This is a genomic window from Psychrobacillus sp. NPDC093200, from assembly GCF_050280345.1.
Lineage (GTDB): Bacteria > Bacillota > Bacilli > Bacillales_A > Planococcaceae > Psychrobacillus > Psychrobacillus faecigallinarum.
On sequence record NZ_JBNNVC010000002.1, the window covers coordinates 1,125,092 to 1,144,914 of the forward strand.

A 19,823-nucleotide genomic window follows, 5' to 3' on the forward strand; every position below is an offset into this window, starting at 1 on the left:
CCCTCCTACATTACTCTTTTGAACATCTTTTCAATTTCATACGTAGAAAAATGGACAATGACTGGTCTACCGTGCGGACAAGTCAGTGGATGCTTTGCATTTTTAAGGCTGACTAGCAACTGCTCCATGTCATGTAAAGTTAAATAATGGTTTGCTTTAATCGAGAGCTTACAGCTCATCATGATCGCAGCTTCTTCCCGAAGCTTTTTAATATCTGTTTTTCGGTTCGTCAATACTTGCTCGATCAGTCCTTCGATAATTTTCGTTTCATGCCCCTTAGGAAACCAAGCTGGATGGTCTCTGACAACAAAGCTGGAAGAACCAAATTCCTCTAAGAATATCCCTACTTTGTGTAGCTCCTCCAAAGATTCCTTAATACGATAGGATTCATCTAAAGAGTAGTGGAATGTGAGTGGCAATAAAAGCGCTTGGCGCTCAGTTGCATCAACCTCTCCTACCTTTTCTTTATAATACTCGTATTTGACGCGTTCTTGAGCCGCATGCTGGTCAATCAAGTAAAACCCATCCTGACTTTGCGCCACAATATATGTACCATGGATTTGACCAACCACATGAAGATCTGGAAACGGCTCTTTTTGTTCTATGATTTCTTCTGGGTATACTTCTTCCGTAAGAGGAGACGATTCCTCATAGACCTTAGGGGTTCCTCCCCAATTGGTGTCTTCAGGGCCTAATGGAGTAGAAGTAGCTATAGGAGTCGTAGTATCTTGCTCCTCATTCTGAGGAGGCTTTACCGACTCGTAGGTTTGTTTAAAAAAGTCAAACTGGTAGCTAGGCTGTGGCTTTGGCCTTACGGGTTTTTCTTTAATCTCCGGTGGCTGCTGAGAGCGATGCATAACAGAACGGATGGTCTTCTTCACAAGCTCCATCAGTTCCTTTTCCTTACTCAGCCGGACTTGATGCTTCGCTGGATGAACATTCACATCCGTTAGCATTGGATCTGTTTCTATGTTCAATACGACAATCGGATAACGACCTATTGGGAGTAAGGTATGATACGCCTCTACAATTGCATTGTTCAGCCCGTAATGCTTTACCCAACGGCCATTGACAAGAATCGTCATATAGTTTTTAGATGCTCTCGTAACCTCCGGAAGCGTACCATATCCGGAAATTTTAAAATCAGAGGACTCTGCCTCAAATTTAATCATTTTTCTAGCATTGGACACTCCGTAGATCGAGGCAAGAACCTGTCTCAAATCTCCGCGGCCACTAGTTTGTAGGATCGTTTGGTCGTTGTGTGAAAGCTTAAAAGCTATTTTAGGAAAGCTAAGTGCTAGCCTATTAATAAGATCGATAGTATGACCTAGCTCCGTTTGAATAGTTTTCAAATATTTAAGTCGTGCTGGTGTGTTAAAGAACAACTGCTTCACAACGATATCAGTCCCTCGGCGAATGGGAGCCGGGGTACAAGATTGAATCTTCCCGCCTTCTAATTCCACCTTTGTACCGATGTTTTCCCCATTCGATGTCCATAGAAGGATTTTAGATACAGAGGCAATACTAGCAAGTGCCTCCCCACGAAAACCTAGGGTGCGAATACGGAACAAATCATGCTCAGTCATTATTTTAGAAGTGGCATGTCTGGAAAAGGAACGAAGAGCATCCTCTTCATCCATACCTTTTCCGTTGTCGGTTACTTGTATTTCTGCTAGTCCTGCTTCTTGTAGCATGATTTCAATGGAGGTGCTTTCTGCATCAATGGCATTCTCCACTAATTCCTTCACGACGGAGGCAGGACGCTCCACTACTTCCCCCGCCGCTATTTTATTGGATAAAAGCTCTTCCATTACGACGATCTTCCCCATTGTTGCTCACCACCTATTATGTTTTAATCTAGCTCATTTTGCAGTTCATATAATAATTGAAGAGCCTCTAAAGGTGTAGTACCCGAAATGTTAACCTTTTTAAGCCTTTTTACTATTTTTTCTGTTGTTTCGTTGTCTGATGTTTTCGCTTCAACTATTTTAGTAGCTGTTGATGGGGTAGGCAACTCATCAAAAAATGATAGCTGAGTATTTGCCTCATTCTCCTTTTTTGATTCCTTTTTGTCCTGCTGCTCGAAGGTATCAAGAATTTCCCGAGCTCTGGAGATAATTCCTTCCGGAAGCATCGCAAGCTCTGCCACATGAATACCATAGCTTTTATCTGCTGGCCCATCCTGTAGCTTATGAAGAAATACGACCTTACCATCCTTCTCCGTAGCAGCTACATGAACATTTCGAAGATGGGACAATGTTTGCTCAAGTTCCGTCAGCTCATGGTAATGGGTAGAAAATAACGTATTTGCCCCAATATGATTATGAATATACTCCATCATCGCCTGTGCAAGGCTCATGCCGTCATATGTGGACGTTCCTCGACCAATTTCATCAAATAGAAGAAGACTATTGCTTGTTGCATTGACAATGGCATGTTGCGATTCCATCATTTCAATCATAAAAGTACTTTGACCACCAGCAAGGTCATCTGCAGCTCCGATTCGTGTAAATATTTTATCTACTATCGGCAATTCTGCTGATTTAGCTGGTACATAGCAACCGATTTGTGCCATAATGACAGTTATTGCCACCTGTCTCATAAAAGTACTCTTACCAGACATATTAGGTCCAGTAATTAGCATCATATTTTCTTCTTCAGTGAGCACACAGTCATTAGGGACATATAATTGGTTGTTCATCATTTTCTCTACAACTGGATGTCTGCCCTCTTTGATAATCATAGCTTTCGAATTATGAAAGACAGGTCTCGTCAGACGATGTTTTTCAGCAACTTCTGCAAAGGAAATATACACATCTAGCTCACTAATTTGTTTGGCCAGCTTTTGAACAAGCGGAATATAATGTTTAATTTCCTCTCGGAGCTCGGTGAAAAGTTCGTATTCAAGCACTAAGCTTTCGTCCTCCGCAGATAGAATAAGAGATTCCTTCTCTTTCAGCTCGTCCGTTATGTACCGTTCCGCATTTGCCAGTGTCTGTTTCCGGACATATCTAGATTCATCTGCATAATGGATATTCGATTTGGTCAGCTCGATATAATATCCAAACACTCTGTTATAGCCTATTTTTAAATTTTTTGCTCCCGTGATTTCACGCTCTCTTTGCTCGAGCTCTGCTATCCACTTTTTCCCGTTAACAGAAGCATCTCGAAGCTGGTCTAAACGTTCGTTATAGCCGTTTTTAATAACCCCTCCGTCTTTCACGGAAATCGGTGGTTGATCGCTAATTGCATCTGCAAGTTTTCTCCATATATCCTGACAATCCTCAATTGCTTCTCCCAAACGCTGTAACGTTTCGTCCTGCGTTTCCAATAACAGCTGTTTAATCTGCGGGATTTTAGAAAGAGACTGTCTTAGCTGGGCAAGATCTCTACCCCCTGCACTTCCAAATCCTATTCTTCCGACCAAACGCTCTAAGTCGTATACCTCTTTAAACAGTTCTTTAATTTCCTCTCTAAGCATGAAATCATCTAAGAAGCTTGTGACGATATCAAGTCGAGATTCAATTGCCTGCTTAGTGGCAAGTGGCTGATGAATCCATTGTTTTAATTTTCTTCCACCCATTGCTGTGACTGTCTCATCGAGCAACCATAATAATGTTCCCTTTTGATCTCCATTTCGGATAGAGGATACAAGTTCTAGATTGCGCTTGGAATGGTAATCCATCGCTAGGAATGCTTCTCTTTCTTGGAAAGTTAAGGGCTGAATGTGTAAAAGCGATCTCTTTTGTGTTTTTTGTATGTATTTTAGTAATCTTTTGATGGTACGATGTGTAGAAACCGGATGATCCTTGACATACTTTTCTGCTTCTTCATCTGTCAGCTCCTCCTGCTCGATAGACAGTACAAAATTGTGAATCGAGGATAATTCATTGATTACTAAATACATTTGCTCGCTTACAATCAGTTCCTTTGCTTGCAATGCTAATAGCTGCTGAACTACTTCCTTTTCGTCGCCTTTTATAATAGTAGTAAACCCATCACCAGTAGATACGTCTAGATAGGAGAAGACGATTTCATCTGTAGACAGTAAATCAGCAGATGCAATAAAATAATTCGTTTTATTATGTAGCGACTTCCCTTCCATTAGAGTGCCTGGAGTCACGAGTTGTACAACCTCTCGTTTTACCACCCCTTTTGCTACTTTCGGATCCTCCACCTGCTCACAGATTGCCACCTTATACCCTTTTGTGATCAAGGTTTCAATATAGCTCTGAGCTGCATGGTGTGGCACCCCACACATCGGAATGCCGTCCTTCCTGCTTGTTAAAGTAATTTCCAAAATAGATGCTGCTTTAATCGCATCATCATGAAAGAGTTCATAAAAATCGCCGAGACGAAAAAACAAAAAAGCATCTATGTAGTCTTCTTTAATCTTTAAGTATTGTTGCATCATTGGAGTAATTGTAGTCATTGTTAACCTCTTCTCATTGTTACTACACCTATTATAACAAATTAAATAAATGAAGCAGACATAATGCGAGCTCTTTTATTTGTTTTATGTTGGAAAATTTACATTGCTAAAGAGGTGCATACGCCATCCTCTTTCATTGACCTTCCTTAAGAACGGATACACATTCCCGCTATTACAATCCTAAAAAGTATTAACCTTTGCAAGTACAGTTGGATTCCCCTCATTTAAAATGACCTTAGGTAGGAAGCTAGACTAGACAAAAGCTTACACTTTCATATCTCCATATCTGTCTCTACAACCAATTAGGAAAAAATATATACTATTTTACCCCATAAAAAAAAGCCGGACTGCGCCGGCTTATTAAAGAGAGGACGAATCGTGGAAGTCTTCAGATGAGCTGGATGAAGAGCTGGAAGAACTAGATGAGCTTTCATCTTCATAGGACCATTCTTCCTCGAAGTCTTCATCATACACTTGTATACAAACAGTTGTTTCTCCAACGACCTCAGCAAGCAATTCTCTCTCTACAGTTACTTGGAATTGACCATTGACAATGATAGCCTCTGTGCAGTTTGGTTGCTGGATAACACGCACATGCACTTCTTCACCAGTAGAGTCTTTATCTCTGAAGCTTAGTTTGATGCGGTCTTTATAGTTCACTGTCTCAGTAAATACCGATGTTTTGGAGTGATCGTGGTGGGCATACCACACATTGATATCAAATTTTCCTGTTACTTCTACAAATTTCCCATGTTTTTTGGATTGATAAGTATGATTGATAACCCAGCATCCTAAAATGCTAGAAGGTGTGTTTGGTGGTCGAAGCGTTTCACAAGATTCCGTTCTCTTCTTACCTTTAGCAACAACTGCCTTCGTCACGATATGTCGCAAATATTTCATGTTCTTCCTCCTTGTATTCAAGTCATAACATCATATGCACCGTTTGCCCAATCGGTTCATCAGTTTTAAGATGTTGTGTAGACAAAAAGGGAAAGAACTACAAATTTTTTCATTTCTCATGAGTATTCGACATTAGTTATACATCGACCTTTGGCCAAATAGCTTTCCAGTTTTTATTCATCATACGTCTTTCATAAATCGCTTTAAGGTCGCTGCTTGCATTAAATCTAGGAATTGGTCTTACATGCATCTGGAGGACGTCATCCACTCCATGGGGAGCAGTTAAAATTAACTTATCCCCCTCTAGTTTTACGCCCAGAGCCGTCATCGTTTCTGGAAAATTGGCTATCCCGTCTGTCGCAGACTTATAGGGAGGGAGATTATTAACTTCATGCATTCTGGCCTGATAGCGAATAACTTCTGCTCTATCCTTTTCTCCATTTCCTCATCTAGACAACTAGAGTCAAAATAAATAACATCAATATCTGCTAGTGGAGTTCTTGCCTCATAATTATGCAATGTATCCCATATTTTGGAGCGTACAAATCCAGCACATATCCACCAATCCGGAAGCTTCAAATTCTTTACAACTCTCAATAAATTCATCATCCAAGCATCAGCCTCGATTAAAGCTGTAATTTGTTGCTCTGTATGAATATCCATTCTATGCATCTACTTTCTGTTTTCTACTATAAAATGTCAGCTTCCATCCTATGGAAATACTAATTATAAGCACTAAAATGTATAACCACTCGAGGCTAACTATAGTAACTATCATATGAACAAATGCCATGACACCAACTAAAAACATTGACCCAAACACTTTAATCATCGAATTATCCTGAGCTTGCTTCGGTGTATTGGAAAATGGAAAAGGATCTTTGATGAATATCCAGTAGGAAACTATTGTTAGTCCTACTGCAACTAGCAAAGCTATGATTATGTCCAACCATATTCGGAAGGAAAAAATCCAAAGGAAAACTATACTTAAAGGAATTAATATAGGCATAAAATAGTTAATAATAGTAGCCTTCAAGGTTGCACTATATACAGTAGCTCTAGTAGGAATCGGTGCTACGTAAAAAATCCAATGGGCCTTATAGTAGTTAGAAAACTCAAGCATTGGAATTACCGAAGGAACAAAGATTAGCGCAAAATAGATCACCATAAACGAATTTCCACTCGCTACTTCCTCATAACTGCTAAACCTCAAGTTATTGAAAAGCATAATAAATGGGAAAACAACTGCAAAACCTAGCAATGGATAAATTTTTAGCTTCAATTCCCTTTCTTCCTTTAACATAATGGAGGAAAATCTATAAAAAACCTTCTCTTCACTCGTTCTGCACAATACCTTAGACCAAAAGGTAGTCAATCTTCGAGCCTTTTTCTTTCTTCTATTTGAATCGCTCTGTAATTTGGCTAGGTAGTTTTCAAAGGCAGGCATGAGTCGCACGTAAAGTAAAACAGCAAAAATAGGTATGATAATTGCAAGCACGCTGAAAACAATCGTATAAAAAGCATCATTGCCATTAAAAAACAGCTCCAAAGGTGCAGCATACCAAAAAGGTGGGAGGAATAAATGCCACCATGCGAAGCTATAGCCAATATCTAAATTTACGATGTCAAATATACGTGCTATTAACTGATAGCTGACAGTCATACCAATTGCTAGGAAAATTTGAACGTAATTAATAACATCCTTTAGGAATTCTCCACTAAAGAAGCGTAGGATAAATAGATAAACAAAAGCTGTAAAAATGACCGTCAAACAACTTATTAAAATAATTTCAAGCAAAAATAAAAGTGCAAACAGTATACCAAACTTAAATATACTAACTACCAATGGAATAGCAACAAAGGAGCCGGTCAATAAAACAATATAAATCAAAATATGCATGGTCTTAGCAGCATTGATCGTTCTATTGCTAATTGGCTTCGGCTGTAAGATATTCTTATCTCGGATATCTAAAAGTACTGCAGAAAAGTCGGAAATCATAGAAGTCATTAAGATAAGAAACAGCGTGCTGAACATAATAGTAAAAGAAAAAAGAAAGCTATTTCCTAAAAAAAGAAATGGGGTCAACAGGATAAGTCCAAAAAGTCCATAAATCCATAAAGATTTTAGAAATTGATTTCCATCTTTTTTTACTTTAGAGCCATTGAAAATAGGAGGCATTCTACGACTATCCATCGTCAGCTTAAGCTGCAAGATCCTTCTCATCATGTCATAATCAATATCCAGCTTGAGAAAAACTGTACTAAAGCGATCTAGCACTCTTAGCGATGCAAAATCCTTCATAGCCTTTTCCCCTCGCTTACTGTTTGTACAAAACGTTCTGCTATCTCTTCATGCTCAGTAAACCCAGTCAATTGATTAAAAATCCCCTCCAGTGAGCCCTCCTGACTTTGCTGTTTTAGCTCTTCAAAGCTTCCATCTGCTACTACCTCCCCGTTCACCAATAGCACGATTCGATTACTGATTTTTTCTACGACGTCCATAATATGAGAGGAATAGAAAATTGTTTTGCCTTGCTCAGCAAGTTTTGCAAGAATCTCTTTAATAACCATGACACTGTTGGCATCTAAGCCACTAAGTGGCTCATCGTAAAACAAAAGATCAGGGTCATGCAACAGGCTAGAAATGATTAATACCTTCTGCTTCATCCCTTTTGAAAAAGAGGAAAGCCTTTGATGAAAAGCACCTTCTAGACCAAATTCTTTCATGAGAGAAAAGGCTTTTTCCTCGGCTTTCTCGCTCGTTAGTCCATACATTTCACCAGTAAAAATTAGAAACTCAAAGGCTGTCAGGTTTTCATAAAGCTCCGCAGTTTCTGGGACATAGCCAATCCGTTTTTTATATGTATAATCACTTTTGTGTATATTTTCCCCAAAAATCTCAATCATCCCTGAATAACCTTCGATTAAACCAAGTATTAGCTTCACTGTAGTACTTTTACCTGCTCCATTCGGTCCAATATATCCGATGATCTGTCCCTCGTAGACATCTAAGTTTATCCCGCTTAGAACCTGCTTGTTCCCAAAGCTTTTGGAAACATTTACTAATGATAAAATTTTTTGTGGTTCCATCTAACTCCCCCTTTATTTATATATCTATAGTAGTTACGTTATGAAAAGAACTATTTTCTGTAACTATCTATTTCAGTGTTTCCTAGTATAATAGAATGTAATTATTCAAAATATTTACATTTATAGTGTAGCATATAGATAATAGTGTTTGATGTCCAATTTTCTTACTTATATTTTATTTGTATTACTGTTGAATTTTTCAGTTAAAGAGTGTAGGATTTGCTAGAATGAAAGTACAGAAGGTGTAAGGAGAGAATTCGAATTGTTGACTACTCCAGAATCTAATAAAAAAACAATCACGTTATTAATCATAGGGATAATTTTTATTTCCTCAACACTGCGGGCCCCACTTACTGCAGTTGGTCCAATCATTTCTTATATTAGGGAAGGCTTGGACATTTCTAATGTATTAGCAGGGTTTATCACTACTATCCCATTGCTTGCCTTTGCCATCATCTCCCCATTTGCTCCTAGAGTAGCACGTCGGTTAGGAATGGAAATGACATTGTTTCTTGCCATATTGCTACTGGCGGTAGGAATTGCAATTCGCTCCATCGGCACTCCATTTTTCTTATTATTCGGAACTGCCTTGGTAGGAGTAGCAATTGCATTTGCAAATGTATTGATCCCTAGCTTCATCAAGCTAAAATTCCCATTACAGATTGGGTTACTCACAGGTATCTTCACGGTTTCTATGAATCTATCAGCTGGCATCGGTGCCGGCATTAGCTATCCTATCGCAGAAGGAACTTCGTTTGGATGGCAGGGAGCCCTTGGTTTTTGGTCTATTTTAGCTATCGTTGCCTGTTTAGTTTGGATACCACAAATTAAGAAAAAGCAACAGCTTGTCACAGAAGGACCGGACACCAATCCAGTGAAGGCTAAATCTATCTTAAAATCTCCACTAACCTGGTCAATTACCTTATGTATGGGTTTCCAATCGCTTATTTTTTACACAACCGCTGCATGGATTCCTGAAATATTGCAGACACAAGGAATGGAAGCAGAGAAGTCAGGCTGGATGCTATCTATCATGCAATTCTCACAGCTTCCAATGACCTTTCTAATTCCGATACTCGCAGGTAGAATGAAGGATCAGCGAATTCTAGTAGCAGTGTATACAATTTGCTATTTAATTGGTTTCACAGGGTTATTATACGGAAGTCTATCACTTGCAATACTCTGGATGGTATTCCTAGGATTAGGTGGAGGGGCATCCTTTGGGCTAGTTATGATGTTCTTCTCTCTTCGATCCAGAACACCAATGGAGGCTGCTGATTTATCCGGTGTTGCCCAGTCAATTGGATATTTACTCGCTGCTATTGGCCCTGTCTTCTTTGGCTTTGTTCACGATACGACAGGAAGCTGGAATACTCCTATGATTTTATTCATCGTGACTGCTATTCTCCTATTTTCTGCCGGAATGCATGCTGGTAGAAATAGATTTGTATCAGAGGCTTAACAAACGAGTATATTGAAGGGCATCATTTCTTAATGGAATGATGCCCTTCAAATTTTTTAATGAAGAAAGTTAAAAATACTTGGGTAACTTATAAAGAAAACCTCGATATGTCGCTATATTTATTCGTTAAACCAAGACGTTACATAGAAAATTATTCATTGTTTTTTTCATTATAATTTAATATTTTATAATAAAAATACATAATTGTGACAAGGCCAATACCCAAAAGTATACTCCCAGTAGCTAAAAAATTATTTGTATAGCCCGAGATTCTCATTAAGTATATCTCTGTATCTGCCCCTCCCTCTTTTGAAAGCCAATGATCCGCTAAGGAAGTACCAAAATGCACACTGGAAAATATCATTATTAACCCGAAAATACTTAATAAGGCCCCTAGACTAACAAAGCCCTTCATTTTATCTTTAGTCATATTACTACTCCTATCTATCTTTTAGAATTGTCGTGGCTAATTTTGAAGACTTGTTATTCACGATCTGCCTTACAATATTAGCTTTCAAATACTTTTCTACAAATTCAACATTGCTCGGAAAATCTGTTTCACATTCCTTCATGAATAATTTTAATGAACCCATCATAAAGTAAAATTTTGTTTATGGTATTTTTCATAATTCCTATTGATTTGAAATCGAACAATCTATAAATAAATTTATTCTTTTCTAATAATATAATTTTATAGTTTTCCGCTATAGGCTGAAGCATTCCGTGGGGTGAGCGGAAAACGGTCACCGTCGTTTTCGCGAGCATTCTGATGCATTACTACAGCCCTCCGCTATAAGGAACAAGTAAGAAATGTTCGTTTTTAATTGGCAAAGTGCTATTTATGAAATTAACTTACCTATAAAAACTTATTCAACAGTTGTATCTCATAACCCTCTTCTTTATTTGTTGACACAACAAAATGCCCCCTAATTTCTCCAATAACAAAAGACCATCAATCTTATCATTGATGGTCTTTCCATTCCTGAATAATCCATGATTAATACGGATTTGGCTGATAGGAATAATTCGGTGTTAACTTTTCATTGTTATAGGGCTTATGGAAAATATGTGTAGTAGCAGGTGACATAGGTGGGATAAGCCAAGTCCAGTTTCCGCTGACATCTCTACCTGCATCTCTTTCTATTTCCTCGAACTTTTTAAACTGATGTGCCGCAGTATGATGATCAACAATACTGACCCCATCCTCCTTAAAGGAATATAAAACGGCAGCATTCAACTCAACTAATGCGCGATCCTTCCAAAGTGAAGCGTTTGACTTAGTGTTCAAGCCCATTTGCTCAGCAATCCTTGGTAACATGTTATAACGATAATCATCTGCAAGATTCCTAGCACCTATTTCTGTACCCATATACCATCCGTTAAATGGAGCAGCTACGTAGTTAATTCCACCAATCTCTAGCTTCATGCTGGAAATCATCGGAACGGCATACCATTTTAGCTGTAGGTCTTGAAACCACTCCATTTCTGGATGGCGGATGGAAACCTCTAATATATAAGATTCTGGAATGTCAAAAAACCTTGCAGGCTGATCCTTCACTTGAATCACTAGTGGAAGTACATCAAATTTCGTGCCTTTCCCTTTCCACCCAAGCTCCTCACATACTTTCGTAAAAGCTAGAGAGTCAGGGTCTCCAATGACCCCTGCCTCCGTTTCATACCCTGCATAACGTATTAGCTGATGATTCCAAATACGAACATCACTAGGAGAAAAAATCGAAATTGTCGGCCTGATTCTTCCTTCGTTTGTAGCGTATTGAATATGGTCAAGTAGGCTCTTTAAAATATCTTCTTCTTTATGTAACTCTCGCTTATCTATGACCGTTAGACTTTGCCAAAACAAACGACCTATACATTTATTACTATTGCGCCACGCTACTTTAGCACCGAAATCCAACTCTTCCGCTGTATGTACGTAAGTACCATCACGATTGATCTCTTCTTCTATTTCTTTCAGGCGAGCAACCAACTCTTGTTCCTCTTTACCTGTTTCTGAATAATAAAGTCTCATAAAATCCTGCGCTTCATTTAACATGATCTTATTCCCTCCCACTATCTCTTCCATCTTAGTGGAAGTCAGCAGCCACAAACAAGTACCCCATTTGGTTTATATGTGAGGATTTTATGACACCCATTCAAAAGAACCAGAAAAAAAACTATATACCGCCAACTCTCAAATATGTTAAAATCAATTTAACTTTATAAATTCCGGTCTTGTAGCTCAGTTGGGAGAGCACCACCTCGACAAGGTGGGGGTCGCTGGTTCGAGACCAGTCGGGACCATCAATTAATAGTAGCCACAACCCTTGTTCTTAAAGGGTTTGTGGTTTTTTTATTTTCATTAAGATTATGTCATTTTTTATTGTTGGGGTTAAAACGGGGTTAAAATCTAAGTGAAATAATCATAAATCTTATTAATACATAGGAAATTATTATATATTCCTTTTAAATCTTTGCTTTGGTAATTTCTAATTTAAAGTGCATATAAAAAATGAGCTGGAAGATGTATCTCCAAGCTCATTTTATATTGGTATCTTTTTTACTTGCCTGCTGCCGCTAATATTGCAATGCTCCACATAATCAGAGTAAACGATATTGTAAGCCAAAAAGTATTGACTGTAGTTTTTTCTTCGTGTTTTACCTTTTTCAATATAGAAACCAAATTTAAACAAAATATAACACACAAGATAGGCATTAAAAACCCTCCTATGAGTAGAGAAGCAGTAATCATATATTTTCACTCCTTTGTAGTTGTTTATCATTGTTCAACTAAGCTGCCCATTTAGATCAATAAGAAAAAAGGCGTTACTCCTTCTTGAAGTAAAGCACCTCGTTACTTTAAGTATATTTTCACAAATCTCTTTATTGTAAAGTTAAATCATCAGCAAATACCTCAAGTTCATAACTTTTCATATCACGATCTAAAATGTCTCTAAAGTATTCCTCTGCTTGTTCTTTGTATTGTGTTCTTTCAATTCTAACTGTAAAGACTTTTTCTTCTGGACTTAACCCCATAGCATGCACAGTAAATTTCTCTTGTGCATCATCAAAAATTTGACCAGAAAACATTTCATCAATACTATTTGCATTCTCGTTCCCTATAAATTCATCTTGTACGATAAAGAGGATAAGTCCAGTGGTTATAACTATACATAATCCTATAATTACCTTCTTCAAAAAATCGCCTCCAAATTTATTTATTCGCCATTTATCTATAATTACCTTCTTCAACAAACCTGCCCCTTTAGTTTAAGTGTAACATTTCACAATGCATATTCTGAGATCAACTTATGATTTGGACAAAAAGTAGACCATCGAAGTGATGGCCATATTTAGCCAAAGCACCTAGTTAGCACAAATATAATAATCAATCATTTGTACTTATATGTCACTGTTCTCTATATCGAGAAAGTAGGATGCTGATATAAAGTATGAAACTTTTCTGGGTGAGTTGAACTTATTATTCCTGCTAAATATAGTAGTTCCAACCTCGCTTACATCAATAAATGTTTCGACCTTTTGAAAATCAAGGTTTTTAAATTCAATAGGTTTATTCCATTGAGTCAATGGAACTAAATCTTCCTCATAAAGCCCTTGTCCGAAGAAAATAAACACGCTTATACCATTCAAAGCTAAATCAACTGATATGTCACAGATTGCTTCCAATGTATCAACAGACTCGATTTTGATAATAAAACCGTTAGAAGAGAATTTATATGAAGGGATATTCCTTTCCGAAATGATACTCTTCCCTTGTTCAAAAATATCATTTTCCAAAACAAAGAAAATAGGAAAGCTAAACATATTTTGAACCAATGGAAAAATAAAATCGGTTCCTACATTTCTAATTCCAATACTAATAGATGTAAACGTTTCTTTTGGGATGACAAAACGATTAATTATACTATCATTGGAGTATTGAACAAAATATTGTGTTTTCAATTCCATCCCCCTATTCAGATTATTTTTCGACATTCAGTAAAACTGCCTCTAAGTAGTCTTTATACCTTATTGAAGTAAAGCACTCATTAGTTTAAGTACATTATTTCACAAACTTGTCCTTTTCCCCTTCTTAATCACGGTTAACATAATTTAAATATAATTCCGAAAGATGAAATATAATACTAATAACGATTGCTGAGAAAAGGAGGTATGAGTTTGGGTCTTGTCGTTATGGCGTTTTTCGCCTTGATATTCTTTGTTTTCTGTTTTATCATGGGTTCTATCTACTGGTTTGGCGACAAAGGAAGAAAATTTTAAAAGTGCTGCTTGCAACACTTTTTTCCCTTCATTTGTGGATAAAGGCTGTCTTACCTGATAGCCCTGTTTTCTAAAGCACCCGTTAGCCATCCATGTAGCTCAAAACCAGCGCTACACCAGAGAGAATGAAAATGTGAAAAACGGGTATAGGATACTATGGCTGGCGAAGAAGGTCGATCAACTATGGTGCCATTGAGCCCATCCGTTAGTCTGACTCCAACGACCACGGTGCATCACAGACTGTCGCACTCTACACTAGTAGCACTCATGGGAGATTAATCCTATTCTGGTTACTGCACCAGCCATGCCTTTATTATAAGAAGAATGGAGTTGATTCCTGATTTAACTTTCAACTTAATATAACCACTCTAAAGGCTCAGCTTTTTTAAAAAAGCTTATTCTGAGTCTCTTTTGTTATGCATTTTTGTATATTTTGAGAATTTTTTAATTTTCATGGGAGTTGAACAAGCACCTTTTCATCTAATTCAAGTAATGGGCGAAATGTTCACTAAGACTTTTTTTATATTATTCAATTCACATCAATTTTTATCCAAATTTACTTGTTAGTGGAATTTAGCTTGATACTAAACAGTGTACGAGTTTTCTCGATATATTTTACAGTGCAAGGATAGGTCCCTTGTCTAACATCACTAAAATCATCAAACTCTCCAAAAACAACAAGACCATTAATTTCTACGTGAAGTTGATGGTTAGTTGTTCTACCCGTTGATTCAAATTCTGTTACGAAACATTGACCACTCACTGTTTGAAAGTCCTTATTTTTAATGGCAATATAATCCTCTGTATTCCAAATTATAAGAATCAAACATAGGATTCCAAAAAAGGTTACTGTAATAACACTAAAATAAAAATCTTTATGCCCCCGTTTTTTTTTCACAAAAAAGATTACTATAGAGGTGCAAATGATTAGCCCAATTAATGCATAGATTATGTCAAACATATGATTTTTCTCCTTTTCTAATGACAATCGACATAAATCCTTATTCAACTAAACTGCTTCGTTAGTTCAATAAGAAAAAGCTACCATTACAGGCAGCCGCTTGTTTATTTCAAAAATATATATAATATTGCAAAAATAAATTACTTTTGGGGTGATTTGGATGATTGCAAACTATTTGCTAACCAAAAAATAATTGTGAAAACTAGAATTGTAAATATTTTTTTTACATCTATCTCTATACCAATCCACAAGGTGTAAAGCAAAACAATTCCATAAAAAATAATTACGCTACTAATGTTATATTCTTCGAAAAACCTAGTATTTTTTTTCATTTCCAACCTCCTCATTTGATATGCTTTAGAACTCTTCTAAAGCCCCTTTCGTAATATAAGGTTAGCCAGATTTTTCTGGTTGACCTTTTTCTAATTGGTCTTATTATAACGGTAGTCGGGGTAGAACGTCGCACCCGTGGGACTAGACCCCGTCAGCTAAACTGTTCACCCCCTACTTGTATAAGCATGTTTCAGGCTGGTCGGGACATTGATCCCGTTTAACAAGCGAACCTATGACATTACAAGAAGCCTTAGGGGATACCGACTAATTTTATATTACTAGGAGAAGATTTACGTATGAACCCAGTTGTGGGTCTTGATGTAGCTAAAGGAGAGAGTCAGGTTCAAGCATTTTTAGATAAAGGCAAACCCTATAGAAAGAGCTTTAGTATTCAACATAACTTGGAAGGATTGAAGGCTTTTCTTGATTTTCTTCAAGAAATAGAAATAGCTTCTGGCGGTTATCACCCTTCGGTCGTATTAGAATCAACTGGACACTACCATACTCCAGTTATCCAGTTTTTAGAGGAACAAAACTATGTTTATATAGTGATCAATCCCCTTATTTCCCATAGAGCCAAAAGCTCTAGTTTACGAAAGGTAAAAACGGATGCGATCGATGCTTATCATCTTTGTGAACTTTATTATAAAGAAGAATTAGAACCATATAAAAAGAGAGGAATACAACTATTAAATCTTCGTAATTTAACAAGACAACAAGAAAGTATTGCGGAAATGGCAGCTAAAACCAAGTTACAGCTTCATTCCTTAATAGATCAGGTATTCCCTGAATTTAGAGGTGTATTTGGAAGTCTCTACTCTAAGGTATCATTACTTACCTTACTCGCATTTCCAACATCCGAAAGCGTATTAAGTGTCGATGAAAAAGAATTGACTGAGAAGATATCTTCCCTCTGTAACAGTCGTTCGGAGAAATGGGCAAATGAAAGAGCACAGAAATTAAGAGAGGCCGCTCTTCGAAACCCGTTTCCACATAACCAGTACCAAAGCCATATTTTTAATCTGGAGATGTTAATAAATATTGTTTTGCAATATCAAAAGCATCTGTCAAAGCTATCAAATGAAATAGATTCACTCGCAAAAAAGATAGAAGAATATAAAATACTCCAATCTATCCCTGGAATCGGAGAAAAAATCGCTGCAACGATTATTTCGGAGATTGGAGAGATAGATCGGTTTGACGCCGCCAAAAAACTCGTTGCATTCGCAGGAGTCGATCCTAGTGTTTATTCTTCGGGTAAATTTACTGCATCGATTAACAGAATTACCAAACGGGGTTCCAGTAGACTGCGTCACGCCCTGTATATGGCTATTCAAAGTGGCATTCGAGATGCAAGAAAAAAGAAGACAACGGATGAAATCATTCCTCGAAATAAAAGACTGAGAGAATTTTACTACAAGAAACGAGAAGAAGGAAAACCCTTTAGGGTAGCCATTATTGCCTGTGTAAATAAGCTCTTACACTGGATTTATGCCTTACTAAAAAACAGAACTACTTTCCAGGATATAGCATAGAAACTGTATTAATATTAATTCACCAAAACCTTCCAAAAGTGATTTAGAGGAAGGTTATTTGGCATGTATTTTTTTAGTATATCATGAGGTTAATAATTTTTTTAGTGAAAAATATTGACAAACTATTAGCTGGTTTAGTTGAATAAGAATCCGCTTTTCTTAGCTGGTTTAATCGAAAGAAAACGGTTATAGTCGATTTGTATTCAGTCGAGTATAAATTATTTTCTTATGTTAGGAATCAATGAATACGTCTATAACCTTGTCACAAATATCATGATGAGCGGTCCCGTCAAAATTGAGTAAGACAACTACCCCCAAGTTAAGCTCAGGAACCATTGCCATCAGAGACCTTACAGCCATTTGACCGCCATTATGTTCTACAACTTTGAACCCTCTATACACGTCAGTAAACCATGCAAGTCCGTAGCTTCTGACTTCACTTCCGAACCGCCATTCCTCACTGACAGGATGAATAGGATTCTGCATTTCTTCGACTAAATCTGTACGTAAAATAATCGGCTCTTTATTTAAGTGAAATGCTAAATATTTCCCTAAATCATTTGCCGATGAATACAAATAACCAATTGGAGCTGAAATTGAGTTTTTTGGAAAAGGTGTTTCTATTTTATTTTCGCCCAAGTAATATCTTGCACTATTTAAATCTCCTTCAACTTTATCTGAATCGCTAGTTGTCCGTTCCATATTTAAGGGAGTAAGGATTTCATTTCTAAGATGGTTTTCCCAATTGGAACCTGTCACTTTTTCGAACAAATCTGCCAGTATTACATACGAATCTGTACAATAATTCCATCCCTCTCCCACTGGATACTCCAATTCAACTTTTTGGAACCATTTCGTTACATCTTCTCTGCTTTGTACACTTCTAATCTCATCATCTGTAAGATTGTAATAGTCTAATGCTTCTTGAAACTCAGTAGGTGTATCAGAAAAAATTTCTCTTACATTCGGAGCTATCATATTTGCAATTCCTAAATTAGACGGAAAACCAGCCGTATGAGATAAAAGATGCCGTATCGTGATTGTATCACTTTGTTGTTTATTATTGGTTCTGAAGTATGGTAAATATTTAACAACAGCATCATCCAATGAAATCAGGTTCTTTTCAACAAGTTGCATTATCGAAAGTGCCATAAAATTCTTTGAAATACTTTGAATGCTCATTAATGTTTCTCCATCAATTGGTTGGTTTAAAGGCTGAATCTGAGCGTGTCCAAAGCCTTTAGAACAAATAATTTCTGAGTCTTTAACTATTGCAACGCTCAATCCAACTCCCTGTTGATTATTGATAAGTTCATTAATATAATCTGTTATTTGGTTTAGTTTGTATTTTGTTTGTTTCATACTTGTCTCCTTTATTCATAAAATTGTTTTCACAACTCTTCATTTTTAAGAGGTGATTAGATTAGATTATATCTGACTTATATTCCTTAAAATACCTCATACTTATTTCATAAAAGAAAATAAGCCAATGTGTAAAAAAACACATTGGCTTTATTCAAAAGTTTATTCTTTTTCTTTTTTCATTTAATACAATTCTTTGAATACTCTTGAATGACAAATAATATTTTCCACTTAAAATAGTCATATCCATTCCAGATAGATAATCGTAATAAATATTAGAATTTCTTAAATCCAATTCTCTTCTAGTAGAAGTATTGGATCCCCAACACTTTTTATTATCTTCTCTTAGTGGGATATAAATATGTTCACCATCAACATAATTTTGTATTAACTCTATCAACTCAGCCGGTAGAAGATTCTTTGCATTTTTATAGCTCATTTTTGCACTCCTAAATGTTAATATTTCTTTTAGGAATAGCAAAGGCTATTTTTATTTATATTATTATGCAATAGCCTTTGCTATGCAAAAATAATATTCCTCCTCATACAATCAATCCTCCTTGTATTTTAGCTTACTTTTCCCTACGATTCTGTCTTAGTTTAACTCCTTATTATATCAATTATTTTCAAATCATGTACAAAAACAAATCCCTTCATTCGTTACTATTATAAGTTGTTTTAGTCTTTAACATCTTGTTGTTCCACTAAACTAAACTGTCTCCATAGTCAATAAATAAAAAGAGTTGCCTAAGCAACCCTATGATCTTTACTAAAGCACCCGTTACTTTAAGTACAATACTTCACAATCTTTTTTTACAAATCATTATAAACTCAATCCATCAATTGTGTTGTCTATACAAAAAGACGCCTTCTTACTCAAAAAATGAGCCCTTTAGCTGAAAAATTTTTCCTTTTTAAAATAACTCCAGATACGTGTAAAAATAAAAAACACTACAACACTGACAATCAAATTAATACATAGATTAAGTATCCATATATTCGATAGTTGTATACTGCTCATTATATTATAAGTGAGAGATATCACGAAAACTGTTAAAAAACCTATTAAGAAATCCTTTTTATCCATAATGAAAATTTACTCCTTACCGTTTCTATAATATACTCACTAATTCTTAGCTACCCTGCATTACGTTTAAGTATAATTTATAATAACCTTTCTACTTTAACATAAATATCGAATTTTTTTATTAAGTTTTATTTCAGAATCTGGCCCGATTGTTGAACACAAGTTAAACATTGATCTTCAACTAACCTGCTGCGTTAGTTTAAGTGTAACATTTCACAATGCGTATCTGGGATCAACTTAATGTTTTGGACATAAAAATAGACCATCGAATGATGGCCATATTTTGCCAAACCAGCTAATAGGATGTCAATATTTTTCTCTAAAATTATTATTAATCTTATGATATACTATTTTATGCATGACAAATAGCCCTCCAAAAACCT

17 protein-coding genes, 1 tRNA gene and 1 pseudogene are annotated in these 19,823 nt (G+C 36.4%); 3 read left to right on the forward strand and 16 right to left on the reverse strand.

Annotated elements, in window-relative coordinates; translation table 11 throughout:
- Positions 1 to 5 precede the first annotated feature (5 nt).
- The 6 genes and pseudogenes from mutL to ACQKNZ_RS13445 all read right to left on the reverse strand — a co-directional run bounded on the left by mutL (position 6) and on the right by ACQKNZ_RS13445 (position 8,422).
- Positions 6 to 1,829 (reverse strand): DNA mismatch repair endonuclease MutL, encoded by a 1,824-nt coding sequence (gene mutL, locus ACQKNZ_RS13420; protein ID WP_427660102.1) that lies wholly within the window; start codon positions 1,827 to 1,829, stop codon positions 6 to 8.
- A gap of 23 nt (positions 1,830 to 1,852) precedes the next feature.
- A complete protein-coding gene (mutS, locus tag ACQKNZ_RS13425; protein ID WP_427660104.1) occupies positions 1,853 to 4,432 on the reverse strand; it encodes a DNA mismatch repair protein MutS in 2,580 nt (859 codons plus the stop codon).
- 360 nt (positions 4,433 to 4,792) lie between these two features.
- A complete protein-coding gene (gene cotE, locus ACQKNZ_RS13430; RefSeq protein WP_144541801.1) occupies positions 4,793 to 5,332 on the reverse strand; it encodes an outer spore coat protein CotE in 540 nt (179 codons plus the stop codon).
- 136 nt (positions 5,333 to 5,468) lie between these two features.
- Positions 5,469 to 5,995, reverse strand: a pseudogene (locus ACQKNZ_RS13435) (nucleotidyltransferase family protein).
- A 1-nt stretch (position 5,996) separates the two neighbouring features.
- Positions 5,997 to 7,634: a hypothetical protein gene (locus tag ACQKNZ_RS13440; protein ID WP_427660107.1), complete on the reverse strand. Its 1,638-nt coding sequence runs from the start codon at positions 7,632 to 7,634 to the stop codon at positions 5,997 to 5,999.
- Positions 7,631 to 8,422 (reverse strand): ABC transporter ATP-binding protein, encoded by a 792-nt coding sequence (locus tag ACQKNZ_RS13445; RefSeq protein WP_151110277.1) that lies wholly within the window; start codon positions 8,420 to 8,422, stop codon positions 7,631 to 7,633. Before ACQKNZ_RS13445 ends, ACQKNZ_RS13440 begins: the two co-directional genes overlap by 4 nt.
- Before the next feature lie 262 nt (positions 8,423 to 8,684).
- On the opposite strand from ACQKNZ_RS13445, the gene ACQKNZ_RS13450 reads away from it, so the two are divergent.
- Complete coding sequence (locus ACQKNZ_RS13450) at positions 8,685 to 9,884, forward strand: CynX/NimT family MFS transporter (RefSeq protein WP_229654093.1); 1,200 nt, start codon at positions 8,685 to 8,687, stop codon at positions 9,882 to 9,884.
- A 151-nt stretch (positions 9,885 to 10,035) separates the two neighbouring features.
- Here ACQKNZ_RS13450 and ACQKNZ_RS13455 read toward each other — a convergent pair whose 3' ends face one another.
- Both ACQKNZ_RS13455 and ACQKNZ_RS13460 read right to left on the reverse strand, forming a co-directional pair.
- The gene (locus tag ACQKNZ_RS13455) at positions 10,036 to 10,314 is read right to left on the reverse strand and encodes a hypothetical protein (protein WP_427660110.1); all 279 of its coding nucleotides are present in this window, start codon (positions 10,312 to 10,314) and stop codon (positions 10,036 to 10,038) included.
- A gap of 567 nt (positions 10,315 to 10,881) precedes the next feature.
- Positions 10,882 to 11,937: a nitric oxide synthase oxygenase gene (locus ACQKNZ_RS13460; RefSeq protein ID WP_427660112.1), complete on the reverse strand. Its 1,056-nt coding sequence runs from the start codon at positions 11,935 to 11,937 to the stop codon at positions 10,882 to 10,884.
- 175 nt (positions 11,938 to 12,112) lie between these two features.
- Between ACQKNZ_RS13460 and ACQKNZ_RS13465 the strand changes: the two genes are divergently transcribed.
- Positions 12,113 to 12,185: transfer RNA gene (locus ACQKNZ_RS13465), tRNA-Val, on the forward strand.
- Positions 12,186 to 12,441: 256 nt separating this feature from the next.
- Here ACQKNZ_RS13465 and ACQKNZ_RS13470 read toward each other — a convergent pair.
- The 6 genes from ACQKNZ_RS13470 to ACQKNZ_RS13495 all read right to left on the reverse strand — a co-directional run bounded on the left by ACQKNZ_RS13470 (position 12,442) and on the right by ACQKNZ_RS13495 (position 15,455).
- The gene (locus tag ACQKNZ_RS13470) at positions 12,442 to 12,597 is read right to left on the reverse strand and encodes a hypothetical protein (protein ID WP_191963868.1); all 156 of its coding nucleotides are present in this window, start codon (positions 12,595 to 12,597) and stop codon (positions 12,442 to 12,444) included.
- A gap of 167 nt (positions 12,598 to 12,764) precedes the next feature.
- Complete coding sequence (locus ACQKNZ_RS13475; protein ID WP_427660114.1) at positions 12,765 to 13,079, reverse strand: hypothetical protein; 315 nt, start codon at positions 13,077 to 13,079, stop codon at positions 12,765 to 12,767.
- A 204-nt stretch (positions 13,080 to 13,283) separates the two neighbouring features.
- Positions 13,284 to 13,844: a hypothetical protein gene (locus tag ACQKNZ_RS13480; RefSeq protein WP_427660116.1), complete on the reverse strand. Its 561-nt coding sequence runs from the start codon at positions 13,842 to 13,844 to the stop codon at positions 13,284 to 13,286.
- A gap of 150 nt (positions 13,845 to 13,994) precedes the next feature.
- Positions 13,995 to 14,252, reverse strand: coding sequence for a hypothetical protein (locus tag ACQKNZ_RS13485; RefSeq protein WP_427660118.1), 258 nt, complete (start codon positions 14,250 to 14,252; stop codon positions 13,995 to 13,997).
- Positions 14,253 to 14,718: 466 nt separating this feature from the next.
- The gene (locus tag ACQKNZ_RS13490; RefSeq protein ID WP_427660120.1) at positions 14,719 to 15,123 is read right to left on the reverse strand and encodes a hypothetical protein; all 405 of its coding nucleotides are present in this window, start codon (positions 15,121 to 15,123) and stop codon (positions 14,719 to 14,721) included.
- Between the two features lie 140 nt (positions 15,124 to 15,263).
- Entirely contained in the window at positions 15,264 to 15,455 is a 192-nt protein-coding gene (locus tag ACQKNZ_RS13495) for a hypothetical protein (RefSeq protein ID WP_144541839.1), read from the reverse strand.
- A gap of 297 nt (positions 15,456 to 15,752) precedes the next feature.
- Here ACQKNZ_RS13495 and ACQKNZ_RS13500 point away from each other — a divergent pair, with 297 nt between their 5' ends.
- Positions 15,753 to 16,991: an IS110 family transposase gene (locus ACQKNZ_RS13500; protein ID WP_427660122.1), complete on the forward strand. Its 1,239-nt coding sequence runs from the start codon at positions 15,753 to 15,755 to the stop codon at positions 16,989 to 16,991.
- A 231-nt stretch (positions 16,992 to 17,222) separates the two neighbouring features.
- On the opposite strand, the gene ACQKNZ_RS13505 is transcribed toward ACQKNZ_RS13500, so the two are convergent.
- Together ACQKNZ_RS13505 and ACQKNZ_RS13510 are read right to left on the reverse strand one after the other, a co-directional pair.
- Complete coding sequence (locus ACQKNZ_RS13505) at positions 17,223 to 18,353, reverse strand: serine hydrolase domain-containing protein (RefSeq protein WP_427660124.1); 1,131 nt, start codon at positions 18,351 to 18,353, stop codon at positions 17,223 to 17,225.
- Between the two features lie 154 nt (positions 18,354 to 18,507).
- Positions 18,508 to 18,792, reverse strand: a complete 285-nt coding sequence (locus ACQKNZ_RS13510) for a CD3324 family protein (RefSeq protein ID WP_427660126.1) — start codon at positions 18,790 to 18,792, stop codon at positions 18,508 to 18,510.
- Positions 18,793 to 19,823: the final 1,031 nt, after the last annotated feature.

Excerpts from the sequence above, each read along its gene's own strand:
- mutL (WP_427660102.1), bottom strand. The coding sequence starts at position 1,829 with ATGGGGAAGATCGTCGTAATGGAAGAGCTTTTATCCAATAAAATAGCG.
- mutS (WP_427660104.1), bottom strand. The coding sequence starts at position 4,432 with ATGACTACAATTACTCCAATGATGCAACAATACTTAAAGATTAAAGAA.
- cotE (WP_144541801.1), bottom strand. The coding sequence starts at position 5,332 with ATGAAATATTTGCGACATATCGTGACGAAGGCAGTTGTTGCTAAAGGT.
- ACQKNZ_RS13440 (WP_427660107.1), bottom strand. The coding sequence starts at position 7,634 with ATGAAGGATTTTGCATCGCTAAGAGTGCTAGATCGCTTTAGTACAGTT.
- ACQKNZ_RS13445 (WP_151110277.1), bottom strand. The coding sequence starts at position 8,422 with ATGGAACCACAAAAAATTTTATCATTAGTAAATGTTTCCAAAAGCTTT.
- ACQKNZ_RS13455 (WP_427660110.1), bottom strand. The coding sequence starts at position 10,314 with ATGACTAAAGATAAAATGAAGGGCTTTGTTAGTCTAGGGGCCTTATTA.
- ACQKNZ_RS13460 (WP_427660112.1), bottom strand. The coding sequence starts at position 11,937 with ATGTTAAATGAAGCGCAGGATTTTATGAGACTTTATTATTCAGAAACA.
- ACQKNZ_RS13470 (WP_191963868.1), bottom strand. The coding sequence starts at position 12,597 with ATGCCTATCTTGTGTGTTATATTTTGTTTAAATTTGGTTTCTATATTG.
- ACQKNZ_RS13485 (WP_427660118.1), bottom strand. The coding sequence starts at position 14,252 with ATGGCTAACGGGTGCTTTAGAAAACAGGGCTATCAGGTAAGACAGCCT.
- ACQKNZ_RS13490 (WP_427660120.1), bottom strand. The coding sequence starts at position 15,123 with ATGTTTGACATAATCTATGCATTAATTGGGCTAATCATTTGCACCTCT.
- ACQKNZ_RS13495 (WP_144541839.1), bottom strand. The coding sequence starts at position 15,455 with ATGAAAAAAAATACTAGGTTTTTCGAAGAATATAACATTAGTAGCGTA.
- ACQKNZ_RS13500 (WP_427660122.1), top strand. The coding sequence starts at position 15,753 with ATGAACCCAGTTGTGGGTCTTGATGTAGCTAAAGGAGAGAGTCAGGTT.
- ACQKNZ_RS13505 (WP_427660124.1), bottom strand. The coding sequence starts at position 18,353 with ATGAAACAAACAAAATACAAACTAAACCAAATAACAGATTATATTAAT.
- ACQKNZ_RS13510 (WP_427660126.1), bottom strand. The coding sequence starts at position 18,792 with ATGAGCTATAAAAATGCAAAGAATCTTCTACCGGCTGAGTTGATAGAG.